A 22,079-nucleotide genomic window follows, 5' to 3' on the forward strand; every position below is an offset into this window, starting at 1 on the left:
GGGAAAATTGTCCCGGACAGTCTTCACGACGTAGAGGATTGGTGTGGGCCGCATGCGAATATCCGCCCCGATAACCGTGTCGGCCCTGGTCGTCGCGGGACTCGTCGCCACAGGTTCCGCCGCACCCACCACACCCGCCGCCGTCCCGTCCCACGCACCCGAGGCACTGCTCGCCGCCGCTGCGGGAGGTGGTGACACACCCGCCGAGCGCGCAGACGCCGAATTGTCTCGGACAGTTGGATTGTTGCCGGTCAGCGCGGAGCCGCCGCGCAGGCTCACCGCCATGACCCCCGCCGACGGATCCGCCCCCTTCGCGGGAACCGTTCCGCTGCAAAATATCTCGCTGCCCGCAGGCGCGGGCGCTTTCGGAATTCCGGAGATCGTGCTCGCCGCGTATCGCAATGCCGAACTGGCCCTGCAGTCGAGCATGCCGAACTGCGGTCTGCACTGGAGTCTGCTGGCGGGTATCGGCCGCATCGAATCCGGGCACGCCGCAGGCGGACACACCGATGCCGCGGGCACCACCGTGGCCCCGATCTACGGTCCGGCGCTCGATGGCACGCTGCCCGGCAACGAGGTCATCCGCAATACCGACGGCAGCTATGTCCGAGCCATCGGCCCGATGCAATTCCTGCCGAGCACCTGGGCGATATACGGCGCCGACGCCAAGGGCGACGGCAGACCGGATCCGAACAACGTGTTCGACGCGACGCTGGCCGCCGGGAAGTACCTGTGCTCGGGCGGGCTGGATCTGCGCGATCCGGCCCAGGAGTTGCGAGCGGTGCTGCGCTACAACAATTCCACGACCTACGCCGCCAATGTGCTGAGCTGGGCGGCCGCCTACCGCAACGGCGGCGTGCCCACGCAGGTGCGGATCTCCCCCGACCTGATCCCCAATCGCGGCGTGAGCCAACTCCCGGATATGTCGGTGGTGAGCGGCACCGCGCCCACCACCACGCGCAAACCCCCACCCGCTTCGGTGGCGCCCGCGCCGACCGAAATCATGATCAATATCCCTGGCCTGCCACCGATTCCGTGCGGCATCTTCTGCCCGCCGCCCCCCAAACCGGTCAACCCGTGCGATCCGCCCGCGCCCGTGCTCGCGCCCGGCGCACCCGGCGAGCCGCCCCGGATCACGCTGGCTCCCGGCCAGACCTACGGCGCCACCAAGACCGGACCGAACGATCCGCAGCGCGCCGAGGATCAGCGACAGGCCGATCAGCAGCAAGCCGATCGGGCGGGCGCGCAGGCCGCCGAACCCGGTCAGCCGCAGCCCGATTCGACCGTCCTAGCGCGATGTCCGGCACCGCAGCCCGCCGATGACCAATCCCCGCAGACCCCGGAGCAAACCCCCGGCGCGGAGCAGGAGTCCGAAACCCCGCAGGTGGCCAGGACTCCGGACGCGACACCGCCGGAGCCCGCACCGACCACCACCGCCACGCCGCCGCCCGCGATCACCCTGCCCGGCGGGTTCGTCATCCCGCTCCCGGCACCGCAGGGATAACCGGCGAATTCCCAAGTGATCACAAAGGAGTAACGAAAAGATCTCGAATGCGGTAACGTCTCCGGTGTCCATCACGAAGGCTCACTTTCGGAGTCCACGAGGTTCCGAGTCCACGAGGCTTCGCTTCGGAGTCATGGAGGGTCACCACACAGTGGGGCGTCATCGCAAGCAGTCGCCGGTCACCATTCGGCGCAGTTCCGTCATCGCACTGACCGGCCTGGTTCCCGCCGGACTCGCCTCGGTCACCGCCGCCGCCGCCAATTCCGGTGGCGCCGAGCAGGTTTCGTACCAACACTCCTACGCGGGCGCCGAGCAGAGCGAGTCCACCGGCCCCATCGCGGTCGCGACCCGCGCCTCGAGTCAGGCCATCGCCGCCGCGCTCACCAGACCCGCCCCCGCCAAACCGCCGATCGTGAAATCCGTTGCGCTGCCGGAGGGCAGGCAATCCGCGGACGTCCCCGCGGGTCCACTCGGCATGCCCGGCGTCGCGATGGCCGCCTACCAGGCCGCCGAACGCACACTGGCCAAAGAGAATCCGGTCTGCGAGATGCCGTGGTCGATGCTGGCCGGTATCGGCCAGGTCGAATCGCATCACGGCTACGGCAAGGTCGATGCCGAGGGCTACCCGCTCAGCCCGATCTACGGCCCGGTCCTCGACGGCTCCCTCTCGGGCAATCACGTCGTGCACGAAACCGACGGCGGCGAACTCGACGGCGGCATGCAGACCTACGCCCGTGCCGTCGGCCCCATGCAATTCCTCCCCGAAACCTGGCGGCACTTCGCGGCCGACGGCAACGGCGACGGCATCGCCGACCCGCAGAATATGTTCGACGCCGCCCTCACGGCGGGCAAATACCTCTGCGACGGCGGCCTGAACATGCGCGATCCGGCCCAGCAGACCAAGGCCATCCTGCGCTACAACAACTCCATGGCCTACGTCGCCAATGTCATGGCATGGGAGGCGGCCTACGGCAACGGGCTCGCGCCGAAGCCCTGGGATCTGCCGAAAATCTGACACAACTAAAATTTCGATTATGTCGGTGATTACGGAATCGGATGTGCGCTCGGCCCTCGCGAAGGTGGACGATCCGGAGATCCGCAAACCGATCACCGAACTCGGCATGGTCAAGAGCGTCACCCTCGGCGACGGCGGCAAGGTGCATGTCGAGATCTACCTGACCACGGCGGGCTGCCCGCTGCGCACCGAAATCACCCAGCGCGTCACCCGCGCGGTCGCCGATGTCGCGGGAGTCGGTCCGATCACCGTCGAACTCGATGTCATGAACGACGAGCAGCGCACCGCGCTGCGCAAACAGTTGCGCGGCGATTCGGCCGAACCGGTCATCCCGTTCGCCCAGCCGGGCTCGCTCACCAGGGTGTACGCGGTGGCCTCCGGGAAGGGTGGCGTCGGAAAGTCCACCGTCACCGTCAATCTCGCGGCCGCACTGGCCGCGCGCGGACTGTCCGTCGGTGTGCTGGACGCCGATATCTATGGTCATTCGGTGCCGCGCATGCTGGGCACCGAGCAGCGCCCCACCCAGGTCGAGCGGATGATCATGCCGCCGGTGGCGCACGAGGTGAAGGTCATCTCCATCGCCATGTTCACCCAGGGCAACACCCCGGTGGTGTGGCGCGGCCCGATGCTGCACCGGGCGCTGCAGCAGTTCCTCGCCGACGTGTTCTGGGGCGACCTGGATATCCTGCTGCTGGATCTGCCGCCCGGCACCGGCGATGTGGCCATCTCCATCGCCCAGTTGATTCCGAACGCGGAGATCCTGGTGGTCACCACCCCGCAGCCTGCAGCCGCGGAGGTCGCCGAGCGGGCGGGCGCGATCGCCCTGCAGACCAGGCAGCGCATCGCCGGCGTCGTGGAGAACATGTCCTGGCTCGACCTGCCCGACGGCACCCGAATGGATCTCTACGGCACCGGCGGTGGCCAGTCCGTCGCCGATCGGCTCTCCCGCGCGGTGGGCGCACCGGTCCCGCTGCTCGGACAGATTCCGATCGAGCAGCCGCTGCGCGAGGCAGGCGACGAGGGCACCCCGCTCGTACTGCGCGATCCGGAGAATCCGGCGGCGCGGGCGCTGCGCGAGATCGCCGACAAACTGGCGGTGCGCAAGCGCGGGCTGGCGGGGATGTCGCTGGGCATCGATACGACCCGGCACCTCTGAGGAACCCGACACCCCCTGATCAGCGGCGAACGCGAGGACCGATTTCCGCGCGCGGTACCGCGTGCTCGGCGTCGGTGTCGGCCAATAAGCTCGTGGCATGCTCACACTGCTGCTGTACGTGCTGATCATCGGCCTGGTGGCCGCGGTTCTGTTCCTGCTGGCCGGCGCCATCTTCGGCCGTTCGGAGGAACTCGCGCCGCTGCCGGAGGGCACCACCGCGACCTGCCTGCCCGCCGAGGGCATCACCGGTGCGGATGTGCGCGCGCTGCGCTTCCAGCAGGTGGTGCGCGGCTACAAGGCCGCCGAGGTGGATTGGGCGCTGGCCCGCCTGGCGGGTCGCATCGACGAATTGCAGACGCAGTTGGCCCAGGCCCTGCACGGCACCGCTGCGGGCTCTGTCGGCTCTGTCGGCGCCGCGAGCGCTGCCACCGCCGAGCCGAACCCGCCGCAGCAGCCGTGGCCCGCGCCGGGGGCGGGCAGCCGATGACCGACCGCATCCGCTGCTCCTGGGCAGGCGATTCCGATCTCTACCGCGACTACCACGATTTCGAATGGGGTCAGCCGCTACGCGGCGACGACGCCCTGTTCGAGCGGCTGAGCCTCGAGGCGTTCCAATCCGGGTTGTCGTGGATCACCATCCTGCGCAAGCGCCCGGCCTTTCGCGCGGCATTCGCCGGCTTCGCCATCGAGGAGGTGGCCGAGTTCGGCGACGCCGAGCGCGCCCGCCTGCTCGACGACGCGGGCATCGTGCGCAACCGGGCCAAAATCGAGGCCACCATCGCCAATGCCAGGGTGGCCCGCGACCTCGATATCGGCCTGGACGCGCTGCTGTGGTCCTTCGCTCCCACGCCACGCCCGCGCCCGAGGCGGATTGGCGATGTACCCGCCACCACCGTCGAATCCATCGCCATGGCAAAAGAATTGAAGCGGCGCGGGTTCCGCTTCGTCGGTCCCACCACGGCGTATGCGCTGATGCAGGCGACGGGAATGGTGGACGATCACATCGCCGAATGCTGGGTCGGCGGCGAGCACTGGCGGACCGACCCGGCGGTCACATTTCGAACTCAGGTATCCGTCCACTCCGGCGATAGGGAAGAATAGGACCGGTGTAGCTCGCCAAATGCCGGTGGGCTCGCCTGTTGGTGACAACGGGAGTTCCAAGAAAGTGCGCCGAAACTCGCGCAGATCTGGAGGGAGCAGAGGATGGCGGCCATGAAGCCCCGCACCGGGGACGGTCCCCTCGAGGCAACCAAGGAAGGGCGTGGAATCGTGATGCGGGTTCCACTCGAGGGTGGCGGGCGTCTGGTCGTCGAACTCACGCCGGAGGAGGCCGCGGCCCTCGGCGACGAATTGACGCGTGTCACCGCCTGAGTGACGACTGCCGATACGTCGGCGCTGGTTGCCGCGGCGGGCCTGCTGGCCTGTCCGGAGTGCGGCTCCGAATTCGAAGTGCCCACCGGTGTCCTGCGCTGCGCGCGCGGACACAGCTTCGACATAGCCAGACAGGGATATGTCAGCCTGCTGACCGGTGCGTCGACCAAGATGTCCGGCGATACCGCCGCGATGCTCGAGGCGCGCGCCGCCTTTCAGGGCGCGGGTCATTTCGCGCCGATCGCCGCCGCCGTCGCGCGCACGCATCCGTCCGGCCCGGTCCTGGAGGTCGGCGCGGGCACCGGCTACTACCTGGCGCAGGCGCTGGATGCCGCACCGGATGCCGACGGCCTGGCCATCGATGTGGCCAAACCCGCCGCCCGCCGCGCCGCCCGCGCCCATCCCCGCGCCGCGTCCGTGCTGGCCGACGCCTGGCGCGGGCTGCCCATCCGGGACGGGTCGATCGGTACGGTGCTCTCGGTCTTCGCGCCGCGCAATCCGGCCGAGGTCGCCAGGGTGCTCACACCGGGCGGGCAGTTCGTCGTGGTGGTGCCGACACCGCGTCATCTGGGCGAGCTGATCGGCCCGCTGGATTTGGTGACGGTGGATCCGGCCAAGGAGCGCAGACTCGATGCCGCGCTGGCGGACCGGTTCGCCGTGGTCGAGCGGGAGACGGTCGAATACTCGATGTCGTTGGACCGCGTCGCCGTCGGGCAGGTGGTGGCGATGGGTCCGTCGGCCTTCCACGCGGCGCGATCGACCGAGGCCGCCCTCGCGGCGTTGCCGGATCAGATGCCGGTCACCGCTTCGGTCACGGTGGCGACATATAGGACGCGGCCGGCGTAGCCGTCGGTGAACCGCAATGTCCTGAGCGAAGGCGGAGGTGGGCGTATCAGACGCCGTAGCCGTCGGAGACCACTCATGTGGGAGCTTCGGAGCCGCTCGTGTCCGGAACTACGGCGCGCGAGAGGCGTAGCGCAGGCAGGTTGGGGACTAGCGGGCGCGTAGTCGGCGGTAGAGCGCCAGCGTGCGCTCGGCGATGCGCGACCAGTCGAATTCGGCGATGGCCCTGGCCCGCCCGGCCGCGCCGTATTCGGCGGCCAATACCGGATCGCCCGCGACCGCGTTGACGGCGGCGGCCAGATCGGCTTCGTAGCGGCGCGGGTCGGTCGGGTCGTAGTGCACCAGGCGGCCCGTTTCGCCGTCGGCGACCACCTCGGGGATGCCGCCCACGTCGGAGGCGATCACCGCGCTCGCGCAGGCCATGGCCTCCAGATTCACGATACCGAGCGGCTCATATACCGACGGGCAGACGAAAACCGTTGCGGCGGAGAGTATTTGCCGAATCTCCTCGGTGGGCAGCATTTCCTGCACCCAGAAGACGCCCGATCTGGCTTGCCGCAATCGCTCGACCGTCTCGGCCACCTCGTCGGCCAACTCCCTGGTGTCGGGCGCGCCCGCGCACAGCACCAGTTGGATCTCGGGATCGAAGTCGCGGGCCGCGGCCAGCAGATGACCGACCCCCTTTTGTCTGGTAATCCGCCCGACGAAGGCCGCGATCGGCCGATCCGTCCGCACCCCGAGCAGGGTGAGGATGGGACGCGAGCCCAGCCGCGGCGGGCCGGGATGCCAAACGCCCGCATCGATCCCGTTGTGGATGACGTGCACCCGCTCGGGATCCAGCGCCGGATACGCGTCGAGCACATCGCGGCGCATGCCCCGGCTGACGGCGATGATCGCGTCGGCGTACTGCACGGCATTGCGCTCCGACCAGGACGAGAGCCGATATCCGCCGCCGAGCTGCTCGGCTTTCCACGGACGATGCGGTTCCAGCGAATGCGCGGTGAGCACGTGCGGGATCCCGTACAGGGTGGCGGCGAGATGTCCGGCCAGGCCGGTGTACCAGGTGTGGGAGTGCACCACATCGACATCGCCCGCCGCGTCGGCCATCCGCAGCTGCGCCGACATCATCTGGAGCGCCGCATTGGCGGCGTACAGCGACGGATCGGGTTGGTGCACCACGGCATCGGTGCGGGCGACGCCCATGCAGTGCACCGTGACATCGCACAGGGCGCGCAGCCGGGAGGTCAATTGAGTCACGTGCACGCCCGCGCCGCCGTACACCTCGGGCGGGTACTCCCTGGTGAGCATGGCCACCCGCAAAGGCTCGGGAGTCGCCGCCCGCAAGGGGTCCGGAGTCACCTCCTGCGTCGGGCTCGGAGTTACAGCTCGGACCGGGCTCGGAGCTGCGGCCCGAATCGGGCTCGGAGTCACCGCCCGTGTCGGGCTCGGAGTCACCGCCCGTGTCGGGCTCGGAGTCACCGCCCGCGTCGGGCTCGGAGTCACCGCCGAGGCAAGGTTTGGCGCGGCGGGCGGACGGTTTCGCGCCGCCGTGTCGTCCCCTTCGCCGGTGCCAGAACTCACTTGGTTCAAGTTAGACGTTCCCCCTGTCAGGGGCCACTCCCACCAGTACCACGCGGTAGTTTGGCAGGTGTGAGGAGCCAGCCGCACGTACTCGGGATCGTGCTCGCCGGTGGCGAGGGCAAGCGCCTGTTCCCACTCACCGCGGACCGGGCCAAGCCCGCGGTTCCGTTCGGCGGGGCCTATCGGCTCATCGATTTCGTCCTCAGCAATCTGGTCAACGCGGGCTATCTGCGGCTGTGCGTGCTGACCCAGTACAAATCCCATTCGCTGGACCGGCACATCTCCCAGACCTGGCGACTGTCCGGCTTCGCGGGCGAGTACATCACTCCCGTCCCGGCCCAGCAGCGGCTCGGACCGCGCTGGTACACCGGCAGCGCGGACGCGATCATGCAGTCGCTCAACCTGATCTTCGACGAGGACCCGGACTACATCGTCGTCTTCGGCGCGGACCACGTGTACCGGATGGATCCCGAGCAGATGGTGCAGCATCACATCGACTCCGGCGCGGGTGTGACGGTGGCGGGTATCCGGGTGCCGCGCAGCGAGGCGAGCGCGTTCGGCTGCATCGATACCGATGAGTCGGGCCGGATCACCCAATTCCTGGAGAAGCCGGCCCATCCGCCGGGCACCCCCGACGATCCGAATATGACCTTCGCCTCGATGGGCAATTACGTCTTCACCACCAAGGTGCTGGTGGATTCGATCCGGGCCGACGCCGACAATTCCGATTCCGATCACGATATGGGCGGCGACATCATCCCCAAGCTGGTGACCGAGGGGCAGGCCGGGGTCTACGACTTCGCCGACAACGACGTGCCCGGCGCGACCGATCGGGACCGGGGCTACTGGCGCGATGTCGGGACCATCGACGCCTTCTACGCGGCGCATATGGATCTGGTCTCGGTGCATCCGGTGTTCAACCTCTACAACCGGCACTGGCCGATTCGCGGCGCGGCGGAGAATCTGCCGCCCGCCAAATTCGCGCAGGGCGGGCTGGCCCAGGAGTGCATTGTCGGGGCGGGCAGTATTTTGTCCGCGGCCACCGTGCGCAATTCGGTGCTCAGCGCCAATGTGCTCGTCGACGACGGCGCGACGGTGGAGGGCTGTGTCCTCATGCCCGGTGTGCGAATCGGACGCGGGGCGGTGGTGCGTCACGCAATTCTGGACAAGAACGTGGTGGTCGGCACGGGCGAGATCATCGGCGTCGACCGGGGGCGCGATCGGGAGCGCTTCGCGGTGAGCAATGGCGGCGTGGTCACCGTCGGAAAAGGCGTGTGGGTCTAATCACCCGAGTTTTCGATCGGAATGATGCGGATGCCGCCGTACTTCGTTTCCAAAGCACGCTTTCGGTGATCGTGCGCGGTTTCGGCATACTTCCGGCAACGGCGGTGCTCGATCCGAGAATTTCGGAGATTTTCCGATGCGGGGCCTAACCGCGTGCGGCGCAGAGCAGTCCGTCGCCGACCGGAATGAGCACGCTGGTCAGGCCCGGATCCTCGGCGATGGCGCGGGTGGCGGCGCGCACCGCCATGGTGGCCGGATCGCGCTGGGCGCCATCGGGAACGCGCCCACCGAGCAGAGCGTTGTACAGCAGGATCGCGCCGCCCTCGCGCAGCAGCCGCACCGCCTGCTGCACATACTGCGGATGTTCGAGCGGCGCGGCATCGATGAAGACCAGGTCGTAGGCGCCGTCGGCGAGGCGGGGCAGCACATCGAGGGCGCGACCGTTGATCAGGCGGGTGCGGGCGGGCGGGATATCGGCGGTGCGGAATGCCTCCTTGGCCGCGCGCTGATGCTCCGGTTCGGAGTCGATCGTGGTCAGGGTGCCGTCCTCGCGCATACCGTCGAGCAGCCACAGCCCGCTGATCCCCGCTCCGGTGCCCACCTCGACCACCGCCCGCGCGCCGACGAGCTGGGCGTACATGCTCAGCAGCGCACCGACCGACGGCGGCACCGGGGCCGCGCCCAGTTCGGTGGCCCGCTCGCGCGCGCCGACCAGGATCTCGTCCTCGATCACGGACTCCTCCACATAGGCGAGGTTCCGCTCCAGATTCGATGCCACGCCTAGAAGCCTAATGGGCGCAGCCGGCGAAGCCGGTCCGAAAACACCCCGCATGGCCGGAGCGAATGCGGAGGCAGGCCCTGGGGCAGCGGCGGCGTACGGGCGGTAATCAGCTCCGCCGGTCGTGCGCGGGAATGTCGCGACGACCGGTGTGCCGCGGCGGCGGAAACCGGTTCGGACCTCCCGGCAGCCGACGGGCAACCCCGGAAAATCGGTTGCCGCGCACAGCACGATTGGGCAACGTGAGGTTACGAATTCCGGCGTCGCGGCGATGTTCCCGGTGGCGGCATCGGAATTCTCAGGTGTCCCTCAGGATCTCCATATCCCGGCCATATCGGGACAGGAAAGAGTTGGCACAACGCAAGACCAGTCGACCGATACGGGTCGAACGCGGGAACAACGCCATAGGACATGTCGTTGACTCCCGTACGACGGTGGTTCGTCGATCCGAACCGCGGTCATGTTCGGCCGCGACGGTCCCGAGTAGGAGGTAGCCCCATCCACATGGTCGATGCGGCACACGAATACGCCACCCTGCCCAACCCCGCCGTGACGAACCCGGCCCTCCCGGATGCGGCGGGCGCGATGGAGGACGAGCTGACCGGCACCGCGGCCTTCGACGCCACGGGCGACAGGGCGGTCATGCCCACCTGGGACGAGCTGGTCCGCGAACACGCCGACCGGGTCTACCGGTTGGCCTACCGTCTGTCCGGCGACGCGCAGGACGCCGAGGATCTCACCCAGGAGACGTTCATCCGGGTGTTCCGGTCCCTGTCGAACTACCAGCCGGGCACCTTCGAGGGCTGGTTGCATCGCATCACCACCAATCTGTTCCTGGATATGGTGCGGCGACGCAATCGGATCCGGATGGAAGCCCTCCCCGAGGACTACGACCGGGTGCCCGCCGAAGGTCCCGGCCCCGAGCAGGCCTATCACGACGCCCGCCTGGATCCGGACCTGCAATCGGCACTGGACTCGCTCGCGCCGGAGTTCCGCGCCGCGGTGGTGCTCTGCGATATCGAAGGTTTGTCCTACGAGGAGATCGGGGCCACGCTCGGGGTCAAACTCGGCACCGTGCGCAGCCGGATCCACCGCGGCCGCCAAGCGCTGCGCGACTACCTTGCGCATAATGGAGTTGAGCAGCGCTTCGCCACAGCGGTTTCCGGTCTGGACGAGCACTGAGGCTAGTGTCGGTCGGTCGTCGGGTTCCCGGCGGCGACGAAGACAGTGGATCAGGTCGGTTGGAAGGGTGAGCACCGAATGAGTGGCGACTTCAGCACGTCCGGTCGTCGTCCGCGCTTCCGCCCCACCGAACATCTGGCCAGCGAGGCGATCGCGGCCTACGTGGACGGCGAACTGCGGATGAACGCTTACCTGCGCGCCGCCCAGCATCTTTCGCAGTGCCCGGAATGCGCGGCCGAGGTCGAGGCCCAGCAGCAGGCCCGCATCGCGCTGCGCCGGGCCGCCCAGGTCGCGGTGCCCACCAGCCTGCACGACAGCCTGACCCGCATCCCGCTGGCCGAACTGCCCGGCGGAGCCAGCGCGGCGGCCGAGACCGGACGCGAGAATCCGCGCAATGACGCGGTTTTCAGCTTTCTGAGCGAATCCTTCACCGCGACCCGGTGGACCAACTGGTGGCGCAAGTAGAGTTTGGCGCGTGAGCACCGAATCGACGAATAGCGGATCGGCCGAAACCCCGGACGGCGTCCGGAACGGCCACGCGGATTCGGGGGCCGACAGGGGGAACCTGAGGCCGCCCGACGCTCCCGTTCTTGGGCCGCGCCCGGTCTATCGACCGCATGTCGACACCCATACGGCGCGCGCGTTCCGTCGCCCGTCGGGTCAGGCCGGTTCGTTCGCCGACCGGTCGCCCAGTGCCAATGGTTCGCGGCCCGCCGCGTCGACGCAGGTGGTCAGCGGCCCGCCGGATGCGGTGCTGGCCGAGGCGTTCCGCCGCCCCGAGGGTTCCACCGAACTGTTGCAGCGCGATCCCGACGCACTCGATTCCAGTGCCGCCGCCGCGACCCCGGCCGATCCGTGGCGCGATCCGGAGTCGGCGGCGCGGTTGGGCGCGCCCGCCGTGCCGACGCCGCGCCAGGGGGAATTGCCCTCGGCGCACAAGTTGTCCGCGCGGGAGGTGCTGTTCGGTTCGCGGGTCGCGCCCAAGGCGCTGGCGCTGCTGGCGGTCTTGGCGCTGGCGCTCGGCCTGGTGGGTGGGCTGGTCGGCCGGTTGACGGCGGAGCCCGGCAATACCTTCACCTCGCGCAAGGTCACCCTCTCGCAGGACGGCGGGCAGGAGCGTCCGCACAACCAGATCGTCAAGGTGGCCAACGCGGTCCAGCCCTCGGTGGTCACCATCCGCACCACTGTCGGCGAGAATGGCGCGACCGGTTCGGGCGTGGTCATCGACGGTGCGGGCTATATCGTCACCAACAATCATGTGGTCTCGATGGCCGCCCAGGACAAGACCGGTAAAGCCTTGATCCAGGTGGTCTTCTCCGATGGCGCCAAGACCCCCGCGCATATCGTGGGCCGCGACCCGAAGACGGACTTGGCCGTCATCAAGGTCGAGGTCAAGAATCTGACCGTCATCCAGTTGGCCAAATCCGGGGATGTGCAGGTCGGCGACGATGTGATCGCGCTGGGCTCACCGCTGGGTCTGAGCAAGACCGTCACCTCGGGCATCGTCAGCGCCCTGCACCGTCCGGTCAAACTGTCCGGGGAGGGCAGCGATACCAATGCGGTGATCGACGCGGTGCAGACCGACGCCTCCATCAATCCGGGCAATTCCGGTGGCGCGCTGGTGGATCTGGAAGGTCGACTGATCGGTATCAATTCCGCCATTCGCAGCGAGACCGGCGGTTCGGTCGGCCTCGGTTTCGCGATTCCGGTGGATGTGGCCACCGAGGTGGCGCAGACACTGATCCGCAGCGGGCAGATGCACCACGCGATGATCGGTATCAGCGCCCGCTCCAAGGCGGTCGCCAATGATGTCATGAGCGGGGCCGCGGTGGCCGATGTGTCGCCGGGCAGTCCGGCGGCCAAGGTGGGTATCGCCGAGGGCGATGTCATCGTGAAGGTGGGCGATCGGGAGGTCACCAGCCCCGAGGAACTCACGGTCGCGGTGCAGGCGCGCAAGATCGGCGAGACGGTGAATGTGCAGTTGATCCGCGATGGCCGCCAGGTAGACGTGCCGGTCACGCTCGAATCCGACTGAACCGGGCCGGGTCGGTCCGGGTAGCCTGGATCCGTGTTCAGCAATATCGGCTGGAGCGAGATGATGATCCTGCTCATCGCCGCCCTCGTCATCCTCGGCCCCGAGCGCCTGCCCGGCGCGGTGCGCTGGACCACGCGTTCCCTGCGCCAGGTGCGCGACTACGCGAGCGGGGCGACCACGCAGCTCAAGCAGGAACTCGGCCCCGAATTCGAGGATCTGCGCAAGCCGCTGGCCGACCTGAACGAACTGCGCAGTATGAATCCGCGCACCATGGTGACCAAACACCTTCTCAACGGCGATGATTCGCTGCTGCGCGATCTGGAGAGCCAGTTGCCCAACCATTCCGACGTCTATGGCGGCGGTCCCGGTGCGGCGCAGCAGTATCCGATGCCCACCCCGCAGAAACCGTTGGAGCGCAACGAACGTCCGCCGATCGATACCGACGCGACCTGAGCTTCCACGCCTTTCGTCAACTGGGCTAGACGCATGCGGGTGTCGAGCTGTCTAGACTTCGCACATGTCGGCCGATGACGTGGCGCGGGTTTTCGCGATCGAGGACAAGGTCGAGCGACTGAAAGCGGCCACCGAGGGGGTGGCGGCGGCCCAGCAGACCATCAACGAGCTCACCCGGATCAGGCGAGCGGTGATCCGCGAACTACACGCGGAGGGTTGGACTTTCGCGCGGATCGGCGCGGCGGCGGGCCTATCGCGCGCCCGGATCCACCAGGTGAGCACCCAGGGTCCCGCACCGGAGGGACTGTTCTTCGGGCACGGCGCGCTGACCGTCGTCGCGCCGGAGGCACGGGCGGGTCGCACGATCGGCGCTCCGGATCCCACGGCGGCCCCGCGCCTGGTGGAGCTGCTACGCGAATTGGGTTTCACGGTCGGCACCGAACATTTCCTGCCGGGCCGCCCGGTGGATCTGAATCGGGACGGGTTGATCGTGCTCGGCGGTCCCGAGCTCTCGCCGAGTCTGCGTCAGTTGATCGTGGCCGATCCCAGGTTGCGGCGCGCGGTGGCCAGGGCCGGGGATGTGCGGCGCGGCATCGAGGACAGGGCGGCCCGCCGGGTGTATCGGCCCGCCGGTCCGGATCCGCACGATATCGCCTATCTGGCGCGGCTGCCGCGTCCGGATGGCCGCGGCACCGTCCTGCTCATCGATGGCCTGCATCCGCCCGGATCGCTCGGTGCGATCCGCCTGCTGGCCACCCGCCTGGCCACGCTGCACGAGCGGGCCGCCAACCACCTGTTCTCGGTGCTGATCGCGGTGCGCTACGACCGCAATTCCGGCGAACCGGTGGACACTGATCTGCTGACCCCGGTGTATCGACACGATCTGGTCGACGCGCGCACCGCCCTGCGCCCCCGCCGCTGACCGCGCGTTTGTTTCATCCGTGTTTCACGGGTGTGACGTGCAGTTTTAGGCGACGATTCCGGCATAACGGTACGATAACGGGGTGCGGGCCGCGCTTGCACTGGGAGCGCTTCAGCCGGAATGCTGAAGTAGCTCTAGATTTGCTGAACGTGAGTAGGTGGAGTCTTGTATTCGTCGTCGACAGCCCATGACCGCGCGTTCCGCGCACCCGAGCGACCCGAGGTTCCCGAGTTCGGCACCGTCACCGGCGATCTCCCGTCCGACACCCCCATGATCACCACCCATCGCGTCACCTACAGCGACCGACTCAAGGTCTTCATCGGACCGAGCGAGACCGTGCAGAACTTCCTGCGCCCGCTGCGCCGACTCGACGGCCACGACCGGTACTCGCTGTGCATGACCCGCCTGCCCGCGCCCATGCGTTCGCGCGATATCCCGACCACCCCGATCACCGATCGCGGCACCGACTATCTGCACTGCATGGGTTCGGTCGACGGACTCATCCTCGAGTTGCGCACCACCGTCGACGGACACCCCTACCAGTGCCTGCTCGGCAGCGGTTCCCTCCATTCCGACGCACCCACCGTCCACATCTGCGCCGAACCCGGACAGCGCCCGGTCGAGGTGTATCCGGACGAGGTGTTCACCGCCGAACAGGCGGCCGAGATCTTCACCACCTACTACCGCACCGGCGAGGTCCCCCTGGATCTGACCCGCCGCGAGTGGGTGCTGCGATGACCCTGCTGCTCATCGTTGGCGGAGTCGTCCTGGTGGCCGGTGTGGTCGCCATCGTCATCGGCGTGCTCCGCCGCAATGCCGACGCGGATTTCCTGCGGGTCTCCGATATTCAGGCCCGATTGGCCGCCGAGGACGCGGCTCGGCGCGATGCCGAACCCGCTGCTGTCGAGACGGAAGGTCGGCACAGCGGCGAAGCCGCTCAACACGGGCACAGCGGCGAAGCCGCTCAGCATCACAGCGGTGAGGCCGCCGAACAAAGCAGCGACCAAGCCCCCCAACGCAGCAGCGACAACGGTCGTCACGGCCGAGGCGACGCCGCCGCCTGATCCGACACTCGCGACGCGGGCAGTTCGATCCGACGGCGGGCCTGGTCCTGCCGAGTCGGGCGACACGAACGGCTTTCGAGCGGCCGACCACCGACCCGAATCACTACGCTGGAAGGGATCGGGAAAGGACCGTGCCGTGCGCGCGCTGCTCGATGAACTCATATCGCTGATCTCCGAAGGGCCGGTCGCGCTGGCTCGCATCATCGACGCGACGGGGGCTGGGCCGCGCGAATTGGGTGCGGCGATGGTGGTGTCGGCCGATGGGCGGGTCGTCGGCTCGCTGTCGGGTGGCTGTGTGGAATCGGCGGTGGTCGAATCGGCGCGGGGAGTGCTCGCGGGCGGGCCGCCGGTGCTGGATCGGTTCGGATATGCCGACGGGGCGGGTTTCGCGATCGGGCTGACCTGCGGCGGGGAGATGGAGGTCGGGGTCGAGCGGGTCGATGCGCGGCGGCTTCCGCTGCTGCTGGCGCTGTGCGCGGAGGTGGCGGCCGGGCGGCCGGTGGCGCTGGTGAGCACCTTCGACGCGCGCAATGAGTGGACGCTGCTGCGCTGCGACGTGGACGCGCCGTGGCACGGTGTCGACCGCGATGCGCGGGCGCTGCTGGCGGCGGGACGCAGCGGACTGGTCGGCGCGCAGGAATGTGCGGCCGAGCGCGATCCGCGGCCGCGGGCCTTCGTCCAGGTCTTCGCGCGACCGGCGCGCATGATCCTGGCCGGAGCCAATGATTTCGTGCGGGCATTGAGCCGCGTCGGCCGCCAACTCGGCTATCGGGTGACGGTGGTGGACGCCCGCGAAACCTTCACCACCCCGGCGCGTTTCCCGGCCGCGCACGAGGTGGTGGTGGACTGGCCGCACCGTTATCTCGCCGCCGAGGCCGCCGCGGGCCGCATCGATGAGCGCACCGTAGTTCTGGTCCTCACCCACGACATCAAATTCGATATCCCGTTCATTGTCACCGCGCTTCGGCTGCCGAGTCTCGGTTTCCTCGGCGCGCTCGGCTCCCGCCGCACCCACATCGAACGCATGGCGCACCTGCGCGAGGCCGGTCTCTCCGAGGCCGAATTGCGCCGTCTGCACAGCCCGGTCGGTATCGACCTCAACGCCCGCACACCGGATGAGACAGCGATTTCCATTGCGGCACAGCTACTCTCGGAGCGAGAGCAGGCCACCGGCCGTCCTCTTTCCAAGACCGAGGGGCCGATCCACCACTGATTCGCGAAACCTACGCCGCGACGCGGGACGGGCGCAGGGTGTTCATGGGCGGGCGATCCGCCAGGGATACCTCGGTGTGGTGCGGGGTGAAAGCGTCGCCGATCAAAGGGAATTGGGTGAGGGCGGCGCCCGAGTCGGGGACGCCGCTACGGCCGAGGGCGGTGCCGAGGATCTGGCGGCTCATGACACCGAGATCGGCGAGTGGACGATTGCGGTGGGCGCGCACGCCGAGATTGACCTGACCGATGGCGGACAGCCCGAACTGGTCGAAAGTATCGAGCAGCAGCCCGATCTCGACGCCGTAACCGGGGGCGAAGGGAACCGAGGTGAGCAGGTCGCGGGTGCCCGCGTATTCGCCGCTGAGCGGCTGGAGCACCTGGGACAGTTCCGGGCGCAGCGCCGCGAGCAGCGGGCGGGCCACCAGTTCGGTGACGCGGCCGCCGCCGTGCGCGTCGACGGCGCCCGCCTGCCGCAGCGGACGACGGTAGTACGCCTTGACCAGATGCATATCCGGAGTGGTCAGCAGCGGGCCGAGCAGGCGCGGCACGAAGGCGGGATCGGGATCGATGAGATCGGAGTCGACGAAGGCGATGAGGTCGCCGCCCGCCACGGCCAGCGAGCGCCACAGCGCCTCGCCCTTGCCCGGCACCGGATCGAGTTCGGGCAGTGCCTGTTCGCGGCTGATCACCTCGGCCCCGGCGGCGCGGGCGCGCTCGGCGGTGGCGTCGGTGGATCCGGAGTCGAGCACGATGAGTTCGTCGACCAGTGTGCCGAGCAGCGGGCGGATACTGGCCACCACCGTGGCGACGGTGTCCTGTTCGTTGAGCGCGGGCAGCACCACCGAGATGGTGCGCCCCGCCTTGGCGGCCACCAGCTCACCGATCGCCCAGTCGGGGTTGTCCCAGGTTTCGACGGTTGTCATGCCAGACCTCGCAGGGTTCGCGCGGGTGGTCGGATGCCCTGGATGGCGGCGACCATATCCACGACGCGCCGGGTCGCGGCGACCTCGTGGACCCGGAAGATCCGCGCGCCCGCCGCCGCCGACCAAGCTGTCGCTGCCAATGTGCCCTCCAACCGTTCGGACAGACCGACTCCTAGTGTCTCCCCGATGAAATCCTTATTGCTGAGCGCCATCAAGACCGGCCATCCGGTATTTACGAGAACGTCCACTCCGCGCAATAAAGCCAGGCCGTGATGGGTGTTCTTGCCGAAATCGTGGGTCGGGTCGATCAGGATGCCGTCGCGGCGCACCCCGGCCGCGGCGGCGGCCTCGGCCGCCGCGACAACGGTGGCGGTGACCTCGCCCAGCACATCGGCATAGCGGACGCGGTTCGGGCGGGTGCGCGGGATCGCGCCACCGGTGTGACTGCACACCAGACCCGCACCGCATTCGGCGGCGACTAGTGCCAGATCGGGATCGGCCCCGGCCCAGGTGTCGTTGATGAGATCGGCGCCCGCGGCGACGGCGGCCCGCGCCACCTCGGCGCGCCAGGTGTCGATGCTGATCAGCAGGTCCGGATATTTCGCCCGGATGGCGGCGACGAAGGGGATGACCCGCGCGGACTCCTCGTCCGCGTCGACCTCGGCGCCGGGTCCGGCTTTGACGCCGCCGATATCCACCAGGTCCGCGCCCTCGTCGACGGCGCGGGCCACCGCCGCCATCGCGGCGGCATCGGTGAATGTCGCGCCCCTATCGTAGAAGGAGTCGGGGGTGCGGTTGACGATCGCCATGACCAGCGCCCGGTCTGTCGCCACCGGCTTGCCGCACAGTGTCGGGAGCGGCGCGGCGGCGGTGCTGAACATGTCTCGACTGTACCGAGCGGTGTAGCGCCCGCGCGCGGTCGGCGTGCGCGGTGTGGGAGCACCGGCCGCGCCGATATTCGATTTCGGAGGCGCCGCGGTCAGTTTCGCGGGGCGCGGCCCTCGGCGACCTCGGCGGCGTAACCGTCGTAGGCGGGCACGTAGCCCTCGGCGCGGCCGGACAGGACGTACAGCGTGCTGTCCGCGACGGTCGCGTGCCCCTGTTTGCGCAGTTCCACCTTGCGGCTCTTGAAGGTGGAGGTCTGGGCCAACTCCGGGACGACGCGGACGAACAGCGGCACCGCGTAGCCGGGCAGCCGGTCGTAGACCAGGTCGGCCAGTGCGCGTCCGTCGAACTCCGCGCCGGGGCGCAGTGTCACCGCCGCCATCCCCGCCTTGCCGTCGGCACCGGGAATGTCGACGCCGAACACCACCGCCTGCTCGATGGACTCCTCCGCGTCCAAGGCGGCCTCGACCTCGGTGGTGGCCACATTCTCGCCCTTCCAGCGGAAGGTGTCGCCGAGCCGGTCCACGAAGGCGATATGTCGCAGGCCCTGATTGCGCACCAGGTCGCCGGTGTCGAACCAGAGATCGCCCGCGGCGAAGCCGTCGCGGACCAGTTTGGCCTCGGTGGCCGAGGCGTCGGTGTAGCCGTCGAAGGGTGAGCGGCCGGTGACCTTGGACAGCAGCAGCCCGACCCCACCGCGGCCGACGCGCCGCAGCCGACCGTCCGGGCCGCGTTCGGCCTTACCCGTCGCCTCGTCGAAGGCGACGATCGCGTACGGCAGCGGACAGAATCCGGCCGTGCGGTCCACCCCGAAGGCGTTGATGAAGGCCACATTGCCCTCGCTCGCACCGTAGAACTCGACAATGCGGTCGATGCCGAAGCGCTGTTTGAACTCATCCCACAATTCCGGCCGCAGGCCATTGCCGACGCACAGCCGCACCCGATGCTGTCGGTCGGCGGGTTTGGGCGGTTGGTTCAGCAGGTAGCGGCACAGTTCGCCGATGTAGATGAAGGCGGTGGCCCGCTCGCGGATGACCTCGTCCCAGAATCGCGAGGCCGAGAACTGGCGGCCGAGCGCGAGACTCGCGCCCGCGCAGAGCACCGAGGAAAGCGCCACCGTGAGGGCGTTGTTGTGATAGAGCGGCAGACAGCAGTAGAGCGTGTCCGCGCCGCGCAGGCGCACACCGAGTCCGCCGAGGCCGACCATGCTCTTGGTCCAGCGCAGGTGGGTCATGACGCTGGCCTTGGGCAGGCCGGTGGTGCCCGAGGTGAAGATGAGCAACGCGCGCTCCCCCGCCGTGACCTGCGCGCACACCGGCGGATCGGTATCGGGCGCGGTGCGCGCGGCCGCGGCGAGTTCGGCGGTGTAGAGCAGGTTCTCGGGTTGTTCGGGCAGGGAGGCCAACGCCGCGTCGCATTCCTCGCCGACCACGTTGAGCACACTGCGCAGCAAGCCGAAGCTGTGCGCGAGCACCCGATCGCGCTGGTGATGGTTGAGCAGACCGACGGTGGCGCCGAGTTTGACCACCGCCAGCGCGACGAACAGCGTCTCGGGGCGGTTGGTCATGAGCACGCCCACCACGTCGCCGCGCCGCACCCCGCGCCCGGCAAGGACGACGGCATACCGGTTGACCTCGGCATTGGCCTGCCGGTAGGTCCAGCTCGCACCCTCGAAGCGCAGGAAGGTGCGCTCCGGATGGGTGTGCGCGTTGCGCTGGAAGAACAGTCCGACCGAGGATTTATCGCCCGGCCGCACCAGCAGTCCGGCGGCGTTGCGCACCATGCGGGGGGCATCGACAACCATCGCGGGCAGAGCACGAACGAGGTCGAACAAGCTCACCATCGAGCGGGCGTCGGTGCGCACCTGGGCTGCCTCCTCAGAAACCGGGTTTGAGTGCCTCGAACGCCGCCGCCAGATCGCCGACGACGGTGATCCGATCCATCGCCTGGCGCGGGATGACCCCGCGCTCGTGCAGTTCGTTCAGCCAGGCGAACAGCCCGCCGTAGTAGCCGTCCGGATCGAGCACCACCACCGGCTTGTCGTGCTCGCCGAGGTAGCCGCCGGTCCAGGTCTCGAACAGCTCCTCGAGGGTGCCGATCCCGCCGGGCAGGGTCAGGAAGGCGCTCGAACGCTCCTCCATGAGCTGTTTGCGCTGGCGCATGGTGTCGGTGACCAGCAGTTCGTCGGAGTCGACATCGGCCACCTCCTTGTGCACCAGATGTTTCGGGATGACGCCGACGGTGTGTCCGCCCGCGGCCCGCGTCGCCGTGGCGACCGCGCCCATCATCGATACGTGCCCGCCGCCGGACACCAGATGCCAACCGCGCCGCGCGATCTCGGTGCCGACCCGAGCGGCCAGCGCGATCAACTCCGGCTCGGTCGTCCCCGACGAGCAATAGACACACACCGCATAGGGCTCGCTCACCATTCATCCTCCGTCCCTAGGGCGTCCGGCGCGGCGCCGGCTTCGGCCGCGCCCGAGACGATTTCCACGATTTCGTCCACACTGTCGGTCACATGCAGCAATCCGAGATCACCCGGTGCGATCTTGCCCGATCCGCCCAGCGAATCGCGCAACCAATCCACCAGCCCGGCCCAGTATTTCGTGCCGAACAAAATGATGGGGAACCGGGTGATCTTGCGGGTCTGCACCAGGGTGAGCGCCTCGAACAATTCGTCGAGGGTGCCGAATCCACCCGGTAGACAAACGAATGCCTGTGAATATTTGACGAACATGGTCTTGCGGGCGAAGAAATAGCGGAAGTTGATACCGAGATCGACCCACTCGTTGAGGCTCTGCTCGAAGGGCAATTCGATACCGAGTCCGATCGAATAGCCGCCCGCCTCGCTCGCACCGCGATTGACCGCCTCCATCGCACCCGGTCCACCGCCGGTGATCACCGCGAAACCGGCGCGCGCCAGCGCGGCGCCGATGGCCATGCCCGCCAGGTACTCCGGATGATCCTGCGGTGTGCGCGCCGAACCGAAGACCGCGACCGCGCGCGGCACCTCCGCCAAAGCGCCGAAACCCTCGACGAATTCGGCCTGAATGCGCAGCACCCGCCACGGGTCGGTGTGCACCCAATCGCTCGGACCGTGTTTGTCGAGCAGATTCTGATCCGAGGTGCCCAGACCCTCCTTGCGGTCGCGGCGGAACATGATGGGGCCGCGGAATTTGGGGGTGGATTTCGGCGTACCGGGATCCCGGTGGTCGGCGGCGTCGGTGGACATGGCACTCACGCTACCGGTCAGCGCATCGCGGCGGAGCCTGCGCCGCAGGCCCGCATCAATGGGAGTTCCCGGTCAGATAACCGCGCAGCATGGCCGTGACGGCGGTGATCTGAGCGACGGGGAGGTGCTCATCACGCTTGTGCGCCATATTGGGATCACCCGGACCGAAGTTCACCGCCGGAATACCCCTGGCCGCGAAACGCGAGACATCGGTCCAGCCGTATTTGGCGCGCACACCACCACCGCCGTGGCGGTGCACCGAGGCGAGCAGATCCTTCGCGACCGGCGCCGCGAGTCCGGGCAGCGCGCCGGGCGCGGCATCGGTAAGCGCGAAATCCACTGCCAGACCGTCGAATACCTCCCGCACATGCGCGAGGGCCTCCTCCACGGTGCGATCGGGAGCGAAGCGGAAATTCACGTCCACCTCCGCGCTGTCGGGCACCACATTGCCCGCGACCCCGCCCGATACCCGCACCGCCGAAAGGCCCTCGCGGTAGCGGCAACCGTCGATCTCCACTTCGCGCGCCCGATAGTCGCTCAGCCGCCGCAGGATCGGGGCGAGACGATGGATCGCGTTGTCCCCCAGCCACGCTCGCGCCGAATGCGCGCGCACACCGGAGGTGGTGAGCCTGGCCCGCA

24 protein-coding genes are annotated in these 22,079 nt (G+C 68.6%); 16 read left to right on the forward strand and 8 right to left on the reverse strand.

Going from position 1 to position 22,079, the window contains the following annotated elements; genetic code table 11:
* Positions 1 to 52: 52 nt before the first annotated feature.
* The 7 genes from D5S18_RS00090 to D5S18_RS00120 all read left to right on the forward strand — a co-directional run bounded on the left by D5S18_RS00090 (position 53) and on the right by D5S18_RS00120 (position 5,892).
* Positions 53 to 1,504 (forward strand): lytic murein transglycosylase, encoded by a 1,452-nt coding sequence (locus tag D5S18_RS00090; RefSeq protein WP_120036675.1) that lies wholly within the window; start codon positions 53 to 55, stop codon positions 1,502 to 1,504.
* Between the two features lie 151 nt (positions 1,505 to 1,655).
* Positions 1,656 to 2,519 (forward strand): lytic transglycosylase domain-containing protein, encoded by an 864-nt coding sequence (locus D5S18_RS00095; protein WP_120036717.1) that lies wholly within the window; start codon positions 1,656 to 1,658, stop codon positions 2,517 to 2,519.
* Positions 2,520 to 2,538: 19 nt separating this feature from the next.
* Positions 2,539 to 3,675 carry an Mrp/NBP35 family ATP-binding protein gene (locus tag D5S18_RS00100; protein ID WP_120036677.1) on the forward strand — a complete coding sequence of 379 codons (1,137 nt, stop codon included), beginning with the start codon at positions 2,539 to 2,541 and terminating at the stop codon, positions 3,673 to 3,675.
* A 97-nt stretch (positions 3,676 to 3,772) separates the two neighbouring features.
* Positions 3,773 to 4,162 (forward strand): DivIVA domain-containing protein, encoded by a 390-nt coding sequence (locus D5S18_RS00105; RefSeq protein ID WP_120036679.1) that lies wholly within the window; start codon positions 3,773 to 3,775, stop codon positions 4,160 to 4,162.
* A complete protein-coding gene (locus D5S18_RS00110) occupies positions 4,159 to 4,776 on the forward strand; it encodes a DNA-3-methyladenine glycosylase I (protein ID WP_120036719.1) in 618 nt (205 codons plus the stop codon). The genes D5S18_RS00105 and D5S18_RS00110 overlap by 4 nt, the downstream gene beginning before the upstream one ends.
* 102 nt (positions 4,777 to 4,878) lie before the next feature.
* Positions 4,879 to 5,046 (forward strand): DUF3117 domain-containing protein, encoded by a 168-nt coding sequence (locus D5S18_RS00115; protein ID WP_120036681.1) that lies wholly within the window; start codon positions 4,879 to 4,881, stop codon positions 5,044 to 5,046.
* Positions 5,047 to 5,892, forward strand: a complete 846-nt coding sequence (locus tag D5S18_RS00120; RefSeq protein ID WP_120036683.1) for a putative RNA methyltransferase — start codon at positions 5,047 to 5,049, stop codon at positions 5,890 to 5,892.
* Positions 5,893 to 6,039: 147 nt separating this feature from the next.
* On the opposite strand, the gene glgA is transcribed toward D5S18_RS00120, so the two are convergent.
* Complete coding sequence (gene glgA, locus D5S18_RS00125; protein WP_120036685.1) at positions 6,040 to 7,209, reverse strand: glycogen synthase; 1,170 nt, start codon at positions 7,207 to 7,209, stop codon at positions 6,040 to 6,042.
* A 330-nt stretch (positions 7,210 to 7,539) separates the two neighbouring features.
* Here glgA and glgC point away from each other — a divergent pair, with 330 nt between their 5' ends.
* Positions 7,540 to 8,754, forward strand: a complete 1,215-nt coding sequence (gene glgC / locus D5S18_RS00135) for a glucose-1-phosphate adenylyltransferase (RefSeq protein WP_120036689.1) — start codon at positions 7,540 to 7,542, stop codon at positions 8,752 to 8,754.
* A gap of 145 nt (positions 8,755 to 8,899) precedes the next feature.
* Here the strand turns inward: glgC and D5S18_RS00140 are convergent, their stop codons facing one another.
* Entirely contained in the window at positions 8,900 to 9,586 is a 687-nt protein-coding gene (locus D5S18_RS00140; protein ID WP_239003433.1) for an O-methyltransferase, read from the reverse strand.
* 531 nt (positions 9,587 to 10,117) lie between these two features.
* Between D5S18_RS00140 and sigE the strand changes: the two genes are divergently transcribed.
* The 8 genes from sigE to D5S18_RS00180 all read left to right on the forward strand — a co-directional run bounded on the left by sigE (position 10,118) and on the right by D5S18_RS00180 (position 16,401).
* Positions 10,118 to 10,714 carry an RNA polymerase sigma factor SigE gene (gene sigE / locus D5S18_RS00145; protein WP_120036721.1) on the forward strand — a complete coding sequence of 199 codons (597 nt, stop codon included), beginning with the start codon at positions 10,118 to 10,120 and terminating at the stop codon, positions 10,712 to 10,714.
* A 78-nt stretch (positions 10,715 to 10,792) separates the two neighbouring features.
* The gene (locus tag D5S18_RS00150) at positions 10,793 to 11,179 is read left to right on the forward strand and encodes a zf-HC2 domain-containing protein (RefSeq protein ID WP_120036723.1); all 387 of its coding nucleotides are present in this window, start codon (positions 10,793 to 10,795) and stop codon (positions 11,177 to 11,179) included.
* Between the two features lie 10 nt (positions 11,180 to 11,189).
* Positions 11,190 to 12,749, forward strand: coding sequence for a S1C family serine protease (locus D5S18_RS00155; RefSeq protein ID WP_120036693.1), 1,560 nt, complete (start codon positions 11,190 to 11,192; stop codon positions 12,747 to 12,749).
* 33 nt (positions 12,750 to 12,782) lie between these two features.
* A complete protein-coding gene (gene tatB / locus D5S18_RS00160; RefSeq protein ID WP_120036695.1) occupies positions 12,783 to 13,202 on the forward strand; it encodes a Sec-independent protein translocase protein TatB in 420 nt (139 codons plus the stop codon).
* A gap of 64 nt (positions 13,203 to 13,266) precedes the next feature.
* Positions 13,267 to 14,124 carry a hypothetical protein gene (locus D5S18_RS00165; RefSeq protein ID WP_120036697.1) on the forward strand — a complete coding sequence of 286 codons (858 nt, stop codon included), beginning with the start codon at positions 13,267 to 13,269 and terminating at the stop codon, positions 14,122 to 14,124.
* 165 nt (positions 14,125 to 14,289) lie between these two features.
* Positions 14,290 to 14,862, forward strand: coding sequence for a hypothetical protein (locus tag D5S18_RS00170; RefSeq protein ID WP_120036699.1), 573 nt, complete (start codon positions 14,290 to 14,292; stop codon positions 14,860 to 14,862).
* The gene (locus tag D5S18_RS00175) at positions 14,859 to 15,188 is read left to right on the forward strand and encodes a hypothetical protein (protein WP_120036701.1); all 330 of its coding nucleotides are present in this window, start codon (positions 14,859 to 14,861) and stop codon (positions 15,186 to 15,188) included. The genes D5S18_RS00170 and D5S18_RS00175 overlap by 4 nt, the downstream gene beginning before the upstream one ends.
* 136 nt (positions 15,189 to 15,324) lie before the next feature.
* Complete coding sequence (locus tag D5S18_RS00180) at positions 15,325 to 16,401, forward strand: XdhC family protein (protein WP_120036703.1); 1,077 nt, start codon at positions 15,325 to 15,327, stop codon at positions 16,399 to 16,401.
* A 10-nt stretch (positions 16,402 to 16,411) separates the two neighbouring features.
* Here D5S18_RS00180 and D5S18_RS00185 read toward each other — a convergent pair whose 3' ends face one another.
* From D5S18_RS00185 to D5S18_RS00210, 6 genes are all read right to left on the reverse strand, one after another.
* Positions 16,412 to 17,323, reverse strand: coding sequence for a glucosyl-3-phosphoglycerate synthase (locus tag D5S18_RS00185; protein WP_120036705.1), 912 nt, complete (start codon positions 17,321 to 17,323; stop codon positions 16,412 to 16,414).
* Complete coding sequence (folP, locus tag D5S18_RS00190) at positions 17,320 to 18,306, reverse strand: dihydropteroate synthase (protein ID WP_439651058.1); 987 nt, start codon at positions 18,304 to 18,306, stop codon at positions 17,320 to 17,322. The genes D5S18_RS00185 and folP overlap by 4 nt, the downstream gene beginning before the upstream one ends.
* Positions 18,303 to 20,072: a long-chain-acyl-CoA synthetase gene (locus D5S18_RS00195; RefSeq protein WP_120036709.1), complete on the reverse strand. Its 1,770-nt coding sequence runs from the start codon at positions 20,070 to 20,072 to the stop codon at positions 18,303 to 18,305. The genes folP and D5S18_RS00195 overlap by 4 nt, the downstream gene beginning before the upstream one ends.
* A gap of 13 nt (positions 20,073 to 20,085) precedes the next feature.
* Complete coding sequence (locus tag D5S18_RS00200) at positions 20,086 to 20,637, reverse strand: LOG family protein (protein ID WP_120036711.1); 552 nt, start codon at positions 20,635 to 20,637, stop codon at positions 20,086 to 20,088.
* Entirely contained in the window at positions 20,631 to 21,440 is an 810-nt protein-coding gene (locus tag D5S18_RS00205; RefSeq protein WP_120036713.1) for an LOG family protein, read from the reverse strand. The genes D5S18_RS00200 and D5S18_RS00205 overlap by 7 nt, the downstream gene beginning before the upstream one ends.
* Before the next feature lie 55 nt (positions 21,441 to 21,495).
* The coding region (locus D5S18_RS00210; RefSeq protein WP_120036725.1) for a peptidase dimerization domain-containing protein at positions 21,496 to 22,079 on the reverse strand (584 nt) is incomplete at its 5' end.

Source organism: Nocardia panacis (genome assembly GCF_003598715.1).
Lineage (GTDB): Bacteria > Actinomycetota > Actinomycetes > Mycobacteriales > Mycobacteriaceae > Nocardia > Nocardia panacis.